Origin of the sequence: Limisalsivibrio acetivorans, from assembly GCF_000421105.1 — a bacterium.
Lineage (GTDB): Bacteria > Chrysiogenota > Deferribacteres > Deferribacterales > Geovibrionaceae > Limisalsivibrio > Limisalsivibrio acetivorans.
On the sequence record NZ_ATWF01000001.1, the window covers coordinates 2,042,452 to 2,059,068 of the forward strand.

Annotated in this window: 15 protein-coding genes and 4 tRNA genes; 9 read left to right on the forward strand and 10 right to left on the reverse strand. The window is 48.3% G+C overall.

Annotation, left to right across the window (positions count from 1 at the left end; translation table 11 throughout):
* The first annotated feature begins 12 nt into the window (after positions 1–12).
* The 4 genes from mutS to K300_RS16265 are packed head-to-tail and all read left to right on the forward strand — an operon-like array spanning position 13 to position 4,386.
* Positions 13–2,559 (forward strand): DNA mismatch repair protein MutS, encoded by a 2,547-nt coding sequence (mutS, locus tag K300_RS0109700; RefSeq protein WP_022851477.1) that lies wholly within the window; start codon positions 13–15, stop codon positions 2,557–2,559.
* Positions 2,559–3,110, forward strand: coding sequence for a hypothetical protein (locus tag K300_RS0109705; protein ID WP_022851478.1), 552 nt, complete (start codon positions 2,559–2,561; stop codon positions 3,108–3,110). The genes mutS and K300_RS0109705 overlap by 1 nt, the downstream gene beginning before the upstream one ends.
* A complete protein-coding gene (locus K300_RS0109710) occupies positions 3,107–3,871 on the forward strand; it encodes an MBL fold metallo-hydrolase (protein WP_022851479.1) in 765 nt (254 codons plus the stop codon). Before K300_RS0109705 ends, K300_RS0109710 begins: the two co-directional genes overlap by 4 nt.
* Positions 3,868–4,386, forward strand: coding sequence for a DUF456 domain-containing protein (locus K300_RS16265; protein ID WP_022851480.1), 519 nt, complete (start codon positions 3,868–3,870; stop codon positions 4,384–4,386). Before K300_RS0109710 ends, K300_RS16265 begins: the two co-directional genes overlap by 4 nt.
* A gap of 14 nt (positions 4,387–4,400) precedes the next feature.
* Here K300_RS16265 and K300_RS16270 read toward each other — a convergent pair whose 3' ends face one another.
* From K300_RS16270 to K300_RS0109765, 10 genes are all read right to left on the reverse strand, one after another.
* On the reverse strand, positions 4,401–5,240 hold the full coding sequence (locus tag K300_RS16270; RefSeq protein ID WP_162139876.1) for an ankyrin repeat domain-containing protein: 840 nt from the start codon (positions 5,238–5,240) through the stop codon (positions 4,401–4,403).
* A 465-nt stretch (positions 5,241–5,705) separates the two neighbouring features.
* On the reverse strand, positions 5,706–5,933 hold the full coding sequence (gene rpsU / locus K300_RS0109725; RefSeq protein ID WP_238320649.1) for a 30S ribosomal protein S21: 228 nt from the start codon (positions 5,931–5,933) through the stop codon (positions 5,706–5,708).
* 7 nt (positions 5,934–5,940) lie between these two features.
* On the reverse strand, positions 5,941–8,250 hold the full coding sequence (lon, locus tag K300_RS0109730) for an endopeptidase La (protein ID WP_022851483.1): 2,310 nt from the start codon (positions 8,248–8,250) through the stop codon (positions 5,941–5,943).
* 41 nt (positions 8,251–8,291) lie between these two features.
* Positions 8,292–9,530: an ATP-dependent Clp protease ATP-binding subunit ClpX gene (gene clpX, locus K300_RS0109735; RefSeq protein ID WP_022851484.1), complete on the reverse strand. Its 1,239-nt coding sequence runs from the start codon at positions 9,528–9,530 to the stop codon at positions 8,292–8,294.
* A 90-nt stretch (positions 9,531–9,620) separates the two neighbouring features.
* The gene (clpP, locus tag K300_RS0109740; RefSeq protein ID WP_022851485.1) at positions 9,621–10,214 is read right to left on the reverse strand and encodes an ATP-dependent Clp endopeptidase proteolytic subunit ClpP; all 594 of its coding nucleotides are present in this window, start codon (positions 10,212–10,214) and stop codon (positions 9,621–9,623) included.
* Between the two features lie 29 nt (positions 10,215–10,243).
* On the reverse strand, positions 10,244–11,620 hold the full coding sequence (gene tig / locus K300_RS0109745; RefSeq protein ID WP_022851486.1) for a trigger factor: 1,377 nt from the start codon (positions 11,618–11,620) through the stop codon (positions 10,244–10,246).
* Between the two features lie 29 nt (positions 11,621–11,649).
* Positions 11,650–11,722, reverse strand: a tRNA-Gly gene (locus K300_RS0109750).
* 39 nt (positions 11,723–11,761) lie between these two features.
* Positions 11,762–11,842, reverse strand: a tRNA-Leu gene (locus K300_RS0109755).
* A gap of 16 nt (positions 11,843–11,858) precedes the next feature.
* Positions 11,859–11,931 (reverse strand) — tRNA-His (locus tag K300_RS0109760).
* A 21-nt stretch (positions 11,932–11,952) separates the two neighbouring features.
* A tRNA-Arg gene (locus K300_RS0109765) sits at positions 11,953–12,026 on the reverse strand.
* Between the two features lie 214 nt (positions 12,027–12,240).
* Between K300_RS0109765 and K300_RS0109770 the strand changes: the two genes are divergently transcribed.
* The 5 genes from K300_RS0109770 (at position 12,241) to K300_RS0109790 (ending at position 15,919) form a co-directional block, all read left to right on the forward strand.
* Positions 12,241–13,032 carry a DUF72 domain-containing protein gene (locus K300_RS0109770; protein ID WP_022851487.1) on the forward strand — a complete coding sequence of 264 codons (792 nt, stop codon included), beginning with the start codon at positions 12,241–12,243 and terminating at the stop codon, positions 13,030–13,032.
* Complete coding sequence (locus K300_RS15285; protein ID WP_022851488.1) at positions 13,010–14,305, forward strand: aspartate aminotransferase family protein; 1,296 nt, start codon at positions 13,010–13,012, stop codon at positions 14,303–14,305. Before K300_RS0109770 ends, K300_RS15285 begins: the two co-directional genes overlap by 23 nt.
* A complete protein-coding gene (locus tag K300_RS0109780) occupies positions 14,280–14,558 on the forward strand; it encodes an EscU/YscU/HrcU family type III secretion system export apparatus switch protein (protein ID WP_022851489.1) in 279 nt (92 codons plus the stop codon). Before K300_RS15285 ends, K300_RS0109780 begins: the two co-directional genes overlap by 26 nt.
* A gap of 489 nt (positions 14,559–15,047) precedes the next feature.
* Complete coding sequence (locus K300_RS0109785) at positions 15,048–15,650, forward strand: acetate uptake transporter (protein WP_026836401.1); 603 nt, start codon at positions 15,048–15,050, stop codon at positions 15,648–15,650.
* Between the two features lie 8 nt (positions 15,651–15,658).
* The gene (locus K300_RS0109790; protein ID WP_022851491.1) at positions 15,659–15,919 is read left to right on the forward strand and encodes a hypothetical protein; all 261 of its coding nucleotides are present in this window, start codon (positions 15,659–15,661) and stop codon (positions 15,917–15,919) included.
* Positions 15,920–16,617 lie beyond the last annotated feature (698 nt).

Here is a 16,617-nt window from a genome sequence, read left to right on the forward strand (position 1 = left end):
AAGGAGGGTGTGATGAGCAAAGTCACCCCGATGATGCAGCAGTTCTTCGATATAAAGAAAAACTACCCCGATACCATCCTCTTTTTCCGTATGGGGGATTTCTACGAGATGTTCGGCCAGGACGCCGAAGATGCATCGAAGATCCTCGGTATTGCCCTCACCAGCAGAGATAAGCAGAAGGATGGGGGGATACCGATGTGCGGAATCCCGTATCACTCATACCAGCCCTATCTTGTTAAACTGCTCAAAGCGGGAAAGAACGTCGCAGTATGCGAACAGCTTGAGGATCCTTCAAAGGCGAAGGGGATCGTCAAAAGGGGGGTTGTGCAGGTTGTAACGCCGGGAACGGTGCTGGATGATGCCGCCCTTAACTCTGCGGCGAACAACTTCGTTGCATCTGTTATCAAAGAGGGGAACGAGTATTTCACAGCCTTCATCGATATTTCCACAGGTGAGGTTTATCTGGAGAACTCCGTAGATGCCGCAGAAACCCTTGGCAGATGGAGCCCCACAGAGGTTATCTCCATGGATGACCTTGAGATTAAGGGCTTTGTATGCAGCACTGTTGATGCAAAGCTCACCGACGAAAGCTCCGCAAAACGTCTGCAGGAGCATTACGAGGCGGCTTCGGTAAAGTCCCTTGGTATTGATAAAAAGGGATTCTCCAAAGCACTAGCCCTTTCACTCATTTACTTCAAGCGTCTTATGATAGATGTTCGGCTCAAGCGCCCCGTAACCGTTGCGCCGGAGAACAGGCTCGTTATTGACTCCATAGCGGCAAGAACCCTTGAGCTTGTGGAGAACAGCAACGACGGAAGCGAACGGAGCACCTTATTCTCCATACTGAACCACACAAAGACAAGCATGGGTGGAAGACTGCTTAAGAACTGGCTGCTCAATCCCCTGCGTGAAAGGCAGGAGATACTGCGCAGGCAGGAGATGGTGGAGTTTTTTCTATACCGCTCGGATATCCGGTGGGAGTTTCAGAACCTTCTATCATCTGTATACGATATGGAACGTATTACAGCCAGACTTCTCGCCGGAAGATGCGGTGCGAGGGACCTTGTATGGCTTAAGAACTCCATTGGCGTCTTCCCTCAACTCAAGGAGCTTATGAACAGCTCCGGTAACCCGCACCTGGAAGAAACCGCATCCGGCTTTGATTCGCTGGACGGTATCCACAGCGTCATAGACCATGCCCTTGTGGAGGAGCCTCCGGTTAACCTCAAAGAGGGGGGGCTCATCAAAGAGGGTTACAATAAGGATGTCGATGAATACCGTACCATACGTAAAGACAGCCGGAAACTCCTCATGCGCATCGAAAAAGAGGAGAAGGAAAAGACCGGAATTCATAACCTGAAGGTCAAGTTCAACAAAGTCTTCGGCTACTACATAGAGGTCTCCAAGTCCCAGATAAACAAGGTTCCGGACTATTACGACCGGAAGCAGACCCTTGTTAACGCAGAAAGATATATAATACCTGAGCTGAAGGAGCTTGAGGGTAAGCTGGTTTATGCCGAGGAGCGTCTCGGGGATCTTGAATATACGCTTTTCTCTGAGCTGCGTGATACGCTGGCGGGCTATGCGGAGATGATAAGAACATCTGCTGAGATAGTCGCCGAGATGGATGTTCTCATATCGCTGGCGGAATCGGCATCCCTATACGGCTACACACGCCCCGTCCTGAATGAGGATGAGGACCTGGTTATCAAAGGTGGGCGCCACCCCGTGGTGGAGCGGAATATCCCCGAGTCCTATGTACCCAACGACCTATTCCTTAACGACACGGACAGCCGGATGGCTGTTATAACAGGCCCCAACATGGCGGGTAAGAGTACGTATCTGCGCATGAGTGCCCTTGTGGCGCTGATGGCGCATATAGGCTCATTCGTTCCCGCCTCCGAATCCTCCATACCCTTGCTGGATAGGATCTTCACCCGTGTTGGCGCAAGCGATAACCTCGCCGGAGGGGAGTCCACCTTCATGGTGGAGATGGTGGAAACAGCCAATATCCTTGGTAACGCCACGGAGAAATCGCTTATAATCCTCGATGAGATTGGCAGAGGAACCTCCACCTTCGACGGGATCTCCATAGCATGGTCCGTGGCGGAATACATCCTGAAAGAGGTAAAGGCTAAAACCCTCTTTGCCACTCACTATCATGAGCTTACGGATATACCCGCATCCGTTCCCGGTGCTAAGAACTGGACCACAGAGGTTAGGGAATGGAAGGATGAGGTGATCTTCATGAGGCGGGTTGTAGAGGGCACAGCGGACAGAAGCTACGGAATACATGTTGCGAAACTTGCAGGTCTGCCCGATTATGTTACAAAGAGAAGCAACGAGCTTCTCACCATGCTGGAAAAGAACGAGTTCGGGGCGGATGGACAGCCCAAGCTCGCAAGAACCGCCGCAAGGGAACGCAAGGTTATTCAGCCTATGCTTGTATTCGACGACAGCCCTGTGGTGGACGAGCTCAAGAATCTGGATATAAACGGGATGACGCCCCTTGAGGCGCTTTCTATGCTCGATAAACTAAAGAAGATGGCGGAGGAATAATGCCGGCGGCAGTTTTCAGCCGATACCTTACGGAAAACCCGTTCTTTATGCTTACCTTTCTCCTTTCACGCATACCCGTATGGGCTGTGATTCTGGCGGTGCTTTATGCTGGTGCGGATCCGGTTTCATCTGCCCTTCTGCTCCTCCTTGTGCTTATCTCCAGAAGCTATGTTGAGCATACCGTTTTCGGCAGTTCCCCCCTTGTTGATGCGTTTAAGAGGGTTGTCTGGAAGCCGGCTACCTATATTTTCGGGGTAACAGTTTTCATCGTGGTCTACCCCTTCCTTATCGTTTATATCCTGACTGGCGAGCAATGGGATGGTCTCCTCGTTCTTCTCGCTCTGCTTATGCTTGTTCTTTACAGGGTCTCCTACCCTAAACAGGAGAGCTGGAGCTATAAATCCGGTCTTCTATACAGGCTCCCTGCTGCGGCCATATGGCTCTATATTATTTTCGCAGGAGAGCATCCCGAGGTAGCCCTTGTTATGGCCTTCGGTGCTGTCCTTCTTGAGTCGGCAGGCTTTCTCCGTAGGTACGAGGGAATCCTATGACCCCCACTCTCAACGTTGTCGCCTCCGGAAGTTCGGGGAACTGCTACTACATAGAACACGGCGATCAGATCATTTTTGTGGATGTGGGGGTACCTGTTAAGGCTGTGCGGGCATGCGGTGAAGATGCATTCTACGACAAGCATATATCCCTCTTCATAACCCATGAACATACGGATCATGTCAAAGGGCTTAAGCCCTTTATAAACCGCTACTCGCCCGATATATACACCAGCGAGGGAACAGCGGAGGAGCTTGAGCGCAAGGGGTTTGACGTATCCTCATACTTCATTGTGGATGCGGACTTCAACTATGAACTCGATAACTTCGCCGTGAAGCCCTTCCGGATTACCCATGACAGCAGTGAGCCAGTGGCCTACCGCTTCGACTTCGGCGAGAGAAGCGCAGCATTTCTTACAGATCTAGGCTACGCCGGCAACTATATCATGGAGAATCTGCACAAAACGGATCTTGTTGTGCTCGAATCGAACTACGAGGACAACATGCTCAGCGAAGGGTCATACCCCGAATATCTCAAAAGACGCATATTCTCCAATAAGGGGCATCTGTCAAATAAGGATGCAGTTCGCATCACCGGTGAGCTTTCCGGCAACGGGCTCTCGTCGGTGGTCTTCGCCCATGTCAGCAACGACAATAATGACTACGAACTCCTTGAGAAGTACACCGCATTCTGCACTGAAAACTTCGGAGTTAAGGCGTGCTGGCTCCCAAGAGAAACGGTTGTTAAGGGTATTAAGATATGATGGAAGGTGTGCCTGAATTCTTCATGGCGATCTCGTTACTGATAATGCTGAGCTTTGTCCTAGTGAACCTCTTTGGTCTGCCGGGAAATATTGCCGCTCTGCTTATCCCTGTTTTCTGGGCCTTCGGAGACAGGATCGCATGGGAGACGGTTATGTGGATCGGCTTTACTGTGGCGATGGGGGAGCTTATCGAGTTTCTGGCTTCGTACTATATCGGAAAACGCTATGGGGTATCCAATGCCAGCTTCATCGCCTCTATCATAGGCTCAATTATCGGCGGCATAATGGGTGCGTCCCTGCTGCTCGGTTTCGGGGCTGTGCTTGGAACCTTTGCGGGGGCCTTTGCCGGTACATGGATCTACGAATATCTGAAGTATTCCGACACGAGAGAGGCCGCCCGAAGGGGACTTGCGACCTTTGCGGGGCGTTTCCTCGGCATATGGATGAAGCTTGTCCTGGGCTTTATTGCGGTCTTTCAAACCTATAGAGGGCTTGCCTCCTTCATTCAGGTCTAGTTAATCTGCCGGTTTTAATTCATTTGCTTGACGAGAAGCCTCGTCACCTTGTCATGCCCGTACATCTTAGAGTAGTTGTATGCAGTGTTCCCGAAATTATCCGCTCTCATAGGGTCAGCACCCGACGCTAACAACGCCATAACAACATCACGATTACCATGTTCGGAGGCAAACATCAGAGGCGTTGTGCCTTCGGTGTCGGTAGCGTTGACATCAGCCCCTGCCTTTATCAGTGTGGCGGCTGTATCAAAGTAGCCATACCTCGATGCGAGCATAAGGGGCGTCTTACCTTCACTGTCGGCTATATTTACGTTTGCACCACGCTCAAGGAGCATGTTGATAACCTGTTCTCGGTTTCGCTTGGCAGCTGTGTGGGAGGGGGTGAGTCCTTCATCATTTTGTGCATTAACATCGGCTCCGTGGGTGAGCAGGAGCTCGGTTATCGCATTATTGCCGCTCTTGATTGCGTAGGTAAGAGGCATGTTGCCCGAATCATCACGGCTGTTGATCTTAGCCCCGCTGGCGATAAGTTCACGCACAACCTTCTCCTCACCGTACATTGCCGAAAGCATAAGAGGTGTACGCCCCGTTTCATCTTTTATCTCAGGTGTTTCAGTTCCGGAAATAAGCTGTCTGGATTCACCTACACGCCCACCTTTAATGGCATCAAAAAGCTGTTCCTCCTGACGGTTCAGATCCCTAGGGTCAGGAGCCGGGCGCGGGGTGGCATTATCCTGTACATCCCGCTGCACTACCTCAGGCTCCCTAAACGGCACAAGGAGCTTGCTGAGACTCTTGCCGATTACGGGCTCATCACGAAATGAATCTACGATGAGACCAATGATGATCAGCAATATGAAAATCGCTAGAGTGCGGAAGATGAATTTAAACATATGAGAAATATAACCTCAGAGTATGAGATTGTCGATATACATATGTGATATATCTGTAATGTTTGAATAAGAAATCAAGCTGAGAGTATATTCTATAGATATAATTAAGACTAAGGGGAAATTTTTAGGGAAAACTTTCCCCTTAGGATCCCCTTAAAAACCCATTTTAAGATTTTTTAAAGGTTGATATATATAAAAGGCTTCCAAGGATGGAAGCCCTGAAGGCGTAGTTGAATTGGGCTCTGCTCAATTCACGTAGCCGGAAGTACGAGAGGGCAAGGTTTCCTTGCCCGAACAACAATGGAATTTCCATGGATGGTAAATTCCATAAATTAAATCAGCCCAAGCCAAATTTGAAATATTAATTAATAACGCAAAAAGGCTCCCCTGAGGGAGCCTTTATATACTTTTTAGAACAAGTGCTTTTTAATAGTACTTGTACTTTTCCTGAAGCTTACGCTGAAGCTTCTGCTGCTTACGCCTAGCCTTGAGGAGTTTTTTACGGCGAACCTCTGTGGGCTTCTCATAGAAGGTGTGCTTCTTGATCTCTCTGATGAGACCCTCACGCTCTACCTTCTTCTTGAGGAGTTTGAGAGCGAAATCTACGTTATCGCCTTCAACTCTAACAACTGCGTTTGTAGCCAATGTAATCACATCCTTTTTATTTGATTAATACGGTCTCCAGCACCTCGTCGATATCTTCAACGAAATGGAACCGGGTAGTACTTTTAACGTCTGAGGGGATTTCTGTCAAGTCCTTTCTGTTGTCACCGGGGAGTATAACCTCCCTGAGACCCGCTCTGTGAGCGGCTAAGACCTTTTCTTTGATCCCGCCCACCGGGAGCACCTTCCCTCGCAGGTTGATCTCGCCAGTCATAGCTATACGGCAGTTAACTGGTATCTCCCCAAGCGCAGAAAGTAGTGCCGTTGTCATAGTGATCCCCGCTGAGGGACCGTCCTTTGGCACAGCACCTTCGGGTACGTGGAGATGGATATCGAAATCAGTAAATTTATACGCTGGTATTCCGAACCTGTCCGCTCGGTTCTTTATCACAGATAGAGCAGTTTTAGCGGACTCATTCATTACATCGCCGATATTTCCTGTTATCTGGAGATTACCCTTACCCTGATAGGCTGTCACCTCTGTCTGTAGGATATCACCGCCGTAGGGGGTCCATGCAAGCCCTGTAGCTACACCTGTACCCTCATCTTCCTTAAGCTCGTCAAAGCGGTAACGGTGATTACCCAGCATCTTTTCAACGGTCTTACCGTTCACACGAACCTTCTTAACGTTCTTCTGGACGATACGCCTTGCCGCCTTACGGACGATGGAGGCTATCTCACGCTCAAGCCCTCTTACACCAGCTTCCCTTGTGTAGTAGCGTATTATATCGGTGATGGCGGCATCGGTTATATGGAGCTGTTCCGGCTTTACACTGTGCTCCTCAAGCTGTTTCGGGAGTAGGAACTCCTTTGCGATGCGGAACTTCTCTTTCTCCGTATAACCGGGAACACGGATGATCTCCATTCTGTCCAGCAGTGCTTTGGGGATCGTGTCTGTGGTGTTTGCTGTGGTCAAAAAGAATATTTTCGAGAGGTCAAACTCAACTTCAAGGTAGTGGTCCATGAAGGAGGAGTTCTGTTCAGGGTCCAATGCCTCTAGCAGTGCGGAGGATGGATCACCTCTATAGTCTGCACCGATCTTATCTATCTCATCCAGCAGGAAGACAGGATTCATGCTGCCAGCCTTCTTTATATTCTGAATCATCTTGCCAGGCATGGCGCCGATATACGTTCTTCGGTGACCTCGTATCTCGGCCTCATCACGCATCCCGCCAAGGCTCATACGAACGAACTTACGACCCATACTCTCCGCAATGGATCTTGCCAATGATGTTTTACCAACGCCGGGAGGTCCTGTGAAGCATATGATGGGACCTTTAAGTCTCTTTGAGAGGATCTGAACTGCAAGGTATTCAAGAATCCTGTCCTTCGGTTTTTCAAGGCTGTAGTGATCCCTGTTTAGGATCTCCTCTGCACGAGATATATCAAGGTTATCCTCAGTTGTCTCCCCCCAGGGTAGGCTTGTTATCCAGTCCAGATAGTTGCGGACAACGGTGGTTTCACTGCTCATGGGGGGCATAAGCTTAAGCTTCTTGAGCTCGTGCTCCGCCTTCTCCTTCACATCCTCAGGGAGGTTAGCTTTCTCAATTTTTTCGGCGAGTTCATCGGTATCCGCTTGAAAGTCATCCCCACGGCCAAGCTCTTTGTTGATCGCCTTAAGCTGTTCGCCGAGGTAATACTCCCGCTGGGCCTTGGACATCTGGCTCTTAACCTTCTCCTTAACCCTTTCGTCGATGCGGATGAGCTCAAGCTCTGTGTGTATCAGTTCAATGATCGCCTCAATGCGCTCATTGATACTTGTTATTGCCAGTATTTCCTGCAACTGAGCATTCTTCACCTTGAGATTGCTGGCAATCATATATGAGAGCTTTACCGGCTCATCTATCTCCATGATGGAAGAAACTATGGAGGGCTCCACACGGCCGGAGACATTAACGTATTCGTCAAATGCACCAAGGAGCGACTTGATAAGTGCTTCGCTGTTGCTGTCTACAACATCCTGTTCTTCAACGGGTTCAACATCGACATACAGGCAGTTCGGCTCCTCGTATATCCTGCTCATCTTAGCCTTGCGGACACCTTCCACAAGTAGCTTCACAGAACCATCTGGGAGTTTGAGAACCTGCAATATGCGCACAACCGTACCGAGCTTATGGAGATCGTCCCAGCCCGGTTCGTTCATCTCTGTTTCTTTTTGGAGTGTAAGGAATACCAGCTTATCCGTGTTTTCAGCGACCTCGATCGCCTCAACGGATTTCTTCCTGCCAACATAGACAGGAGCAATCATGTATGGGAACACGACAAGATCCCGAAGCGGGATCATTGAATATTGTTCCTTGAGGCTCATTCTTCACCTCTTGGAAGATTTAGTGAAAAAAAGAGACGGCCTTAAGCCGTCTCCTTCTTATCGTTTTCATAGATTAGAATCGGTTCAGCCATAGATGTTATAACGTCTTCATTAATGACGCATTCCTTAACATCGTCTCTAGAAGGCACATCGTACATAACGTCCATCATAGCCTCTTCGAGTATGGAGCGCAGACCTCTTGCACCTGTCTTGCGTTTTATCGCAAGCTTTGCAACTGCTGTCAGTGCGCTGTTGGTGTACTCGAGCTTAATATCATCGAAGCTGAACATCTCCTTATACTGTCTGATAAGGGAGTTCCTGGGTTCTGTGAGGATACGTACAAGTGCTTCCTCATCCAATTCTTCAAGGGCGGCGTAAACGGGAAGCCTGCCTATGAATTCGGGGATAAGGCCGTATTTATTGAGGTCCTCGGGGCGAACCTGCCTGAGGATTTCGTATCTTGTGAACTCCTTGGTTTCATCGATCTTGGAACTGAAACCGAGGGTTTTCTCGCCGATCCTTCTTTTAACAACCTCTTCGAGGCCGTCGAAGGCTCCGCCGCATATGAAGAGTATGCCGGAGGTATCTACCTGGATATACTCCTGGTTAGGGTGCTTTCTTCCACCCTGTGGTGGAATATTTGCCACAGTACCTTCGATTATCTTAAGAAGGGCCTGCTGAACACCCTCTCCGCTGACATCCCTTGTTATGGAGGGGCTGTCCCCCTTCTTGGAGATCTTGTCTATCTCATCGATGAAAATGATTCCCTTCTGGGCTCTTTCCACATCGTAGTCTGCATTCTGCAGAAGCTTGAGAACGACATTCTCCACATCCTCACCAACGTATCCTGCTTCGGTGAGAGTGGTGGCATCGGCGATGGCGAAGGGTACGTTCAGTATCTTTGCAAGTGTTCTCGCAAGGAGTGTCTTACCCGTACCAGTGGGGCCAAGGAGAAGGATATTGCTCTTCTCAAGCTCCACATCCGCCTTTTTGCTGTTTATTACTCTTTTATAGTGGTTATGCACAGCAACGCTGAGCACCTTTTTGGCCATAGTCTGCCCGATGACATAATCATCAAGCCTTACGTTAATTTCCTGCGGTGTAAGCAGATTGAGGGCTGTGTCTTCGCTCTCTTCAATGGTATCCTCACGGAGTATCTCATTGCAGAGCTCTATGCATTCGTTGCATATATAGACATCGGGGCCGGCAATCAGCTTCTTTACTTCCTCCTGGTTCTTACCGCAGAAGGAGCAGTGCAGGGATTCTTTACTTTTCTTCATTTAGTTCTCCCTTACTGATTCGGGTGAATATCGAAAAATTGAGAAGCGCCCGAACAGGTCTTAATTAAGATACCTGTAAGAGGATAAAATTCAACCTCTATTGGTGATAACATCGTCTATGAGGCCGTATTCTTTAGCCTCATTGCTTCCCATGAAGAAGTCTCTGTCGGAATCTTTCTCGATCTTCTCGAGGGTTTTGCCTGTTTTATCAGCGATGATCTCATTAAGAAGTTTCTTTAATCTGAGCGTTTCTTTTGCGTGGATTTCGATATCCGTTGCCTGTCCCTGAAAGCCGCCGAGGGGCTGGTGGATCATAATCCTGGCGTTGGGTACAGCAAACCTTTTCCCTTTTTCGCCGCAGGCAAGTAGCACAGCGCCCATGCTGGCTGCCTGTCCGAGACAAATAGTGGAAACGGGGGGCTTGATGTAGTTCATCGTATCCATAATGGCAAGCCCGCTTGTTATAACACCGCCGGGGCTGTTCAGGTAGAGGAAGATATCCTTATCGGGATCCTCCGATTCCAGGAACAGTAGCTGTGCGATAACAAGGTTTGCAACGTTGTCATCGATGGGTGTGCCGAGGAAGATGATCCTGTCCTTCAGCAGACGCGAATATATATCGTAGGAGCGTTCGCCCCTTCCGGTCTGTTCTATAACAAACGGTACATAAGCTGCGGAGTCCATCTGAGCCTCCCCGGGGTATATCCCCTTTATTACTCTTCTTCTTTTTGCTGTGCAGCTTCGGCTTCCGCCTGACGAGCCTCAGCTTCGGCTTTCATTTTAGCTTCATATTCTTCGCTTGTCATGAAAACCTCTTCGATAGTGTTATTTTCCTCAAGGTATTCTGTTACCTTGTCGGTGTTGAGCGTGTTGCGCAGTGCTTGAATCTGGTTTGCCTTCTCAAGCTCTGCCCTGTAGTCCTCAACACTCATTCCAGCCTTGTCAGCATAATCTGCAACAGCCTTTTCAAGCTCTTCCTCAGATATCTGAAGACTGTTCTTCTCTGTGATGTTGTTTATGATAAGAGCACCCTTAACCTGCTTCTCAGCTGTGGGGTAGTGGGACTCTGCAATTTTGGAAACATCGATACCCATCTGAGCGGGGTCCATGCCGTACTGCATAAACTGCTGGAGGGACTGCTGAGCAAGCTTCTCGGCCTGGTCCTTAATGAGAGTTTCGGGGACGTCAAACTGGTTGTCCTCTATGATCTTCTCGATCATATCGTTGAGGAGTTTGTCGTTTGCCTGACGCTTGGCGTTTTCCTCAAGCTCTTCACGGATGGCATCCTTGAGCTGCTGGAGGGTTTCGAATCTCTCGTCCACATCCTTTGCGAAGTCGTCATCAAGCTCGGGGAGCTTCTTCCCTTTGATCTCCTTAACTGTTACGTCGAAGGTAACAGGCTGTCCGGCGAGGCTTTCTTCATGGTACTGCTCGGGGAATGTTACCTCGATAACCTTTTCTTCGCCTGCATTCATGCCCACAAGCTGCTCTTCGAAGCCTTCGATGAAGGTTTTTGTACCGATATCGAGGCTGTAGTTTTCAGCGGCTCCGTTATCGAAGGGAACGCCGTCCTTCTTGCCAACGAAGTCGATAACGACCTTGTCGCCGTCTTCAACGGGTCTGTCGGTAACGGGCTCGTAGGAAACCTGCTGCTGCTTGAGATTATCAAGCACCTTGTCGACATCCCCTTCGTTTACAGTTACCTGCTCTTTTGTGAAGTCGTAGCCGGAGTATTTCTCAACATCGAAAGCGGGGAATACATCAACATAAGCCTTGAAACTGATGGGCTCGTTCTCTTCGAACTGAACATCCTGTACGTCGGGAGAGCTGAGAGGCTGGATGCCTTCACTCTGGATAGCTTCAAAGACGCTGGAGTTGATTACCTGCTCAAGAGCTTTAACTCTAATGGAGTGACCGTGCTTTTTGAGAACTTCCTCACGGGGTGCTTTGCCCTTGCGGAAGCCGGGTAGTTCTACATCAGCGGCAGTTTTCTTGTACTCTGCCTCAAATACTTCATCGAATTTTTCCACGGGGATTTCCACTGAAAGCTCTTTCCTGGATTTCTCGGCGTCTCTCACCTCTACATTCATTATAAACTCTCCTTGATAAAATAGATAAAAGCGGGTGACCGGACTCGAACCGGCGACCTCAACCTTGGCAAGGTCGCGCTCTACCAGCTGAGCTACACCCGCTTAATAGATTTATTAACTGGACTTTCTAATACCTGAGAGTGCGAGTGGAGGGACTTGAACCCCCACGCCATGGGCACTTGATCCTAAGTCAAGCGCGTCTACCAATTCCGCCACACTCGCAGGCAAATTATAAAAGGGTGAGTGACGGGGCTCGAACCCGCGACAACTGGAACCACAATCCAGTACTCTACCAACTGAGCTACACCCACCACAAATAACTTCTCATCTAACGCGCTCAGGAGGACTTGAACCCCCAACCTACGGATTAGAAGTCCGTTGCTCTATCCTGTTGAGCTATGAGCGCATGAATAGTTCAATACTTTTTCCCAGAACGAGCCAACAAACTGAGCATGATTCATTTTCTGCCATTTTAAATGACCTCGTACCACACTCTGCCCAGCTACTGGGAGCCAAACTATTTACCAAAACCAACGTTATAAGTCAATATTTTTCTGATATTTTTCTTGCTTTAGCATATAAAAAGTCATACCTTCTGGTGAAACGTGAGGAGAAATACATTGGAAATAAACGATACGCCTGTATATATCGGTACAAGTGGATATAAGCATGACGACTGGCATGGAGCGGTATACCCCGGCTCTATGCAGAATGAAGAGTATCTTAATTACTACTCCGGCGAGTTCGGACTTAACTTTGTGGAGCTGACGTTCCCCTTTTATGCAGTACCGGAGAGGGAGACCGTGGAACACATTGCCCAGAATGCCGCAGGGAGGGTGTCCTTTGCCGTTAGGCTTTACAAGGATTTCCTCAAGGGGCATTTCGGCGAACAGGAGAAATTTATGGAGGGCTTCGCCCCCCTTCTTGAGGCCGGACTTATCAAAGGGTGGCTTGCGGACTACCACTATAACTTCGAGGCATCCAGACAGAACTTCGATAAGATCAAGATGCTTAGGGACCACTTCGGAGATCTCCCCCTATTCTGCGAGTTCCCCCACAGAACATGGCATAAGGAGAAGTACACCGAGGAGTTCCGTGACGAAAGGATCGGTGTTGTCGTAACCGATATGCCCAATAACCCCAAGTTCCCCCCTATGAAGGTCGTTGGTACCAACGGATATTCATACTTCCGTCTCCACGGAAGAAACCCTGACTGGAAAGAACCACGAAGCATCGATCTGAATTACAGCTATAAAAAACATGAACTTGAGAATATCCTTATGAGTGTTGAGAACATAGCCTCTGTCACCAGAGAGGTTTTTGTCTCCTTCTGTAATATCAAAAAAGGGAGGGGAGCCTTCAACGCCAAGTACATGAAGGAAATGATCGATGGGACTAGAAGCAGAGTATAGAAAGAAATTTCCAAAATCAGCCAAAGAGTTTGAAAGAAGCAAAGAGCTTTTCCCCGGAGGGATCTGCCACGATATCCGAAGCTATCCCCCGTACCCCTTTGTTACAGACAGGGCGGATGGAGCATACATCTATGATATAGACGGCAACAGGATAACTGATATGTGGATGGGGCACTTCGCCAATATCCTTGGCCATGCCTCACCCCACCTGAAGGATGCTCTCACCGAAGCTGAATCAGCAGGTGTACACCACGGCCTGCTGAACCGCTACCAGATCGAATTCGCCGAACTACTCAAGAGTGCGGTCCCAGAGCTTGAGATGATGCGCTTCACCGCCTCGGGCACAGAGGCCACCATGTATGCCTGCCGAGTGGCTAAGGCTTATACAGGCAGGGAGCTCATCCTGAAGATCGAAGGGGGATGGCACGGCGGAAACAGTGAACTCTCCTACGATGTTAAGCCCCCTTTCAAAAGAGGTGGCGGCGAGCTGAGCCTTTCACTCCCCTATAATAATATGGAGATAACATCCGGGCTTCTTGAGTCGGTTAAGGACAAAGCTGCCGCTGTCATTATGGAGCCGATGCTGGGAGCCGGCGGAGGCATTGTTGCCGATCGTGAGTATGTAAATATGATAAGGGAATGGTGTAACCGCACCGGAACGCTCCTTATCTTCGACGAAGTAATCACCGGATTCCGGTTCCGCTACGGCAGTTTCTGGCCGGTGCTCGGCGTTCGACCCGATCTATTTACCATGGGCAAGATCATCGCCGGAGGGCTTAACATTGGCCTCTACGGGGGCAGAAAGGAGATTATGCAGTCGATAACCGAAAAGGGTCTAATCGTCGGGGGTGGAACCTATTCCGCATCCCCGCTCAGCATGATCGGTGGAGTTGCCACGCTCAAAGAACTGAGAGACAAGGACTACGATATGCTCAATGCCTCGGGTGATATCGTGCGGGAGATTATGCAGGAGGAGCTGGACAACAGCCCCGCCAAGGGATGCGTAACAGGCTTCGGATCTTTTTTCTGCCTGCACTTTACCGACATGAACAGGGATGAACATATCTGCCGCCCCTCAAGACTCCTCCCCTCAGCCGACAAAGATATGGAGAACTCCTTTAAAACTGCCATGCTTCTGAACAATATTTACACTGTTCACTCAGGGGGCGCACTCTCCTTTGCACACCTCAAAACAGACATACATGGTACACTGAGGAAAGGATACAGAGCATCTCTGGAGGCAGCTCTTGAAGAAAAAAAAGGGGCTCTTTGACCGTAAAAAAGCCGCCGCATTAGGCTATGACCAGGATAGCGACAGGGCACCGAGGCTCCTCGCCAAGGGCTCCGGTATTATTGCCGATAAGATAATAGAACGGGCAAAAGAACATAATATCGACATAAAAGAGGATCGGGACCTTGTTGAGGTTTTGTCAACCCTTGACATCTATGAAGAGATCCCCGAAAACCTCTACCGTGTCGTGGCGGAGCTTCTGGCTGAAATTTACCGCATCAACAACAAGGTCTAATCATTCTCCGTTTTAGAACGTTCTTATATATTTTACATACCGACACTGCGAAACCCCGCCGTTTGCCATTTATGGAATAATTTTACTTTTTATAAAATAACGCTGGTTGGAAACATGGGCTTCCTTCGATAATCGCCTGTTTAGCTTTCATAAAATATGAATATTTTTCATATCAGATAAAATTTGTTCACTTACATTAGTAAAAGTTAATAGTGAACATTTATACTCTTAACTGAAAGTAACATAGAGTACATCAATATATAGGAAACTCTGAGTATATATATCCGCATTCGCTCAAAACTCATTTTAACACGTTATTTTGTTCTTGCACTGTCTTTTTTTATACTTTATACAACCATATCCGAAACATATTTATTTTTACTTCATATTAAATTTAAAGGCTGGATAGGGCTAGAAATATAATGGAGGTTCATCATGGCAAAACAATCTAACGTAACAGAAGCGGCAGCGGAAGCTCCGCAGGTTTCAATGACGGTTTCCGAGGCGGCATCCGTTGCGGAGACGATAATCAAAGACACAACTGCAAACCCCGCTCCTCTGGGTCTTATGGGTTTCGGTCTCACAACTATTCTGCTTAACCTGCACAATATCGGTCTTTTTGGTATAGGCAGTATGATACTTTCCATGGGTATCTTTTACGGCGGTGTGGCACAGATTATCGCTGGTCTTATGGAGTGGAAGAAGAAGAACACCTTCGGCACCGTTGCTTTCACATCATACGGCCTTTTCTGGATAAGCCTTGTGGCTATGATTGTGCTTCCCAAGTTCGGCTTTGCAGATGCACCGGAGACGAATGCTGTGGCGGCGTATCTCTTCTTCTGGGGATTCTTCACTCTCATCCTCTTCATAGGAACCTTTAAGACAAACATGGCAACTGTTGTTGTCTTCTTTCTTCTTACAATCCTCTTCTTCCTTCTCGCAATCGGCGATATGTTTGAAAGCCCCACCATAAAGGTTATTGCTGGTTATGAGGGAGTTATCTGCGGTGCGTCCGCTATCTATGCAGGTGCTGCTCAGATACTGAATGAAATATACGGGAGAGAATTGCTCCCTTTGGGAACTTTCAAGTAGCAGACGAGATGATAGATTTCGCGAAGGTGGAAACAGGCCCACTTTCCTTCGCAGGCTGGACAGTGTGCATCTCCCAAGGCAGGGGGGATGTCACTGATTCCGGCGGTGAAAGGGTTGCCGAGTTTACTATTACCGATGACGGCAACATAAGACTCACCAGCGGCGAAGCAAAGTATAAGGATATGGCCGTTGTTGCCTTCCGCTCGTTCCTGCGCAGAAAAGGGATCTACCCCGGTGAAAACACACTGCTTGAGCAGAAAACAGGCTGAGTAAGGTTTTTCACTGCGCAACTGCTACTTGATGCTATCAGGCGAATTACTCAAAGGCTCCCTTTACAGGAGCCTTTTTATTCATCACATTTAATGTATGGAATTTTCCATCCATATAATCAGGGAAATTCATCATCCTGAGAATTTCCCTGCCGCTCCGCTTGGCAAAGCCTTCATGTATGAAAGCGAACTACACATCAATCATTATAATAATTATCAAAATGGGTTTTTAAGGGGATCTTAAGGGGAAAGTTTTCCCTAAAAATTTCCCCTTAGTATTAATATTATATATGGAATTTACCATCCATGGAAATTCCATCGTTGTTCGGGCAGGGTAACCCTGCCCTCTCGTACTTCCGGCTGCGTGAATTGAGCAGAGCCCAATTCAGCTTCGCCTCCAGAGCCAACATCCATGTTGGCTTTATCCGCTTCAAGCTCAAACGTATGATTAGCATAAGCTTTCATGGATGAAAGTGTACTACACATCAATCATTATAATAATTATCAAAATGGGTTTTTAAGGGGATTCTAAGGGGAAAGTTTTCCCAAAAAATTTCCCCTTAGTATTAATATTATAAATGGACTTTTCCATGAATGTGAAATAATTCAGATAGGTAGAAATGGGTTTTCAAGTGGTGCTTGCTTCTGAAAAAGCACTCTTAATGTCTGTTCAAGAAAATTATAAAAAACTTACTTTG

Excerpts from the sequence above, each read along its gene's own strand:
- clpP (WP_022851485.1), bottom strand. The coding sequence starts at position 10,214 with ATGGACTCCGCAGCTTATGTACCGTTTGTTATAGAACAGACCGGAAGG.
- K300_RS0109705 (WP_022851478.1), top strand. The coding sequence starts at position 2,559 with ATGCCGGCGGCAGTTTTCAGCCGATACCTTACGGAAAACCCGTTCTTT.
- tig (WP_022851486.1), bottom strand. The coding sequence starts at position 11,620 with ATGAATGTAGAGGTGAGAGACGCCGAGAAATCCAGGAAAGAGCTTTCA.
- K300_RS16265 (WP_022851480.1), top strand. The coding sequence starts at position 3,868 with ATGATGGAAGGTGTGCCTGAATTCTTCATGGCGATCTCGTTACTGATA.
- K300_RS0109790 (WP_022851491.1), top strand. The coding sequence starts at position 15,659 with ATGATAGATTTCGCGAAGGTGGAAACAGGCCCACTTTCCTTCGCAGGC.
- lon (WP_022851483.1), bottom strand. The coding sequence starts at position 8,250 with ATGAGCCTCAAGGAACAATATTCAATGATCCCGCTTCGGGATCTTGTC.
- mutS (WP_022851477.1), top strand. The coding sequence starts at position 13 with ATGAGCAAAGTCACCCCGATGATGCAGCAGTTCTTCGATATAAAGAAA.
- clpX (WP_022851484.1), bottom strand. The coding sequence starts at position 9,530 with ATGAAGAAAAGTAAAGAATCCCTGCACTGCTCCTTCTGCGGTAAGAAC.
- K300_RS0109785 (WP_026836401.1), top strand. The coding sequence starts at position 15,048 with ATGACGGTTTCCGAGGCGGCATCCGTTGCGGAGACGATAATCAAAGAC.
- K300_RS15285 (WP_022851488.1), top strand. The coding sequence starts at position 13,010 with ATGGGACTAGAAGCAGAGTATAGAAAGAAATTTCCAAAATCAGCCAAA.
- K300_RS0109710 (WP_022851479.1), top strand. The coding sequence starts at position 3,107 with ATGACCCCCACTCTCAACGTTGTCGCCTCCGGAAGTTCGGGGAACTGC.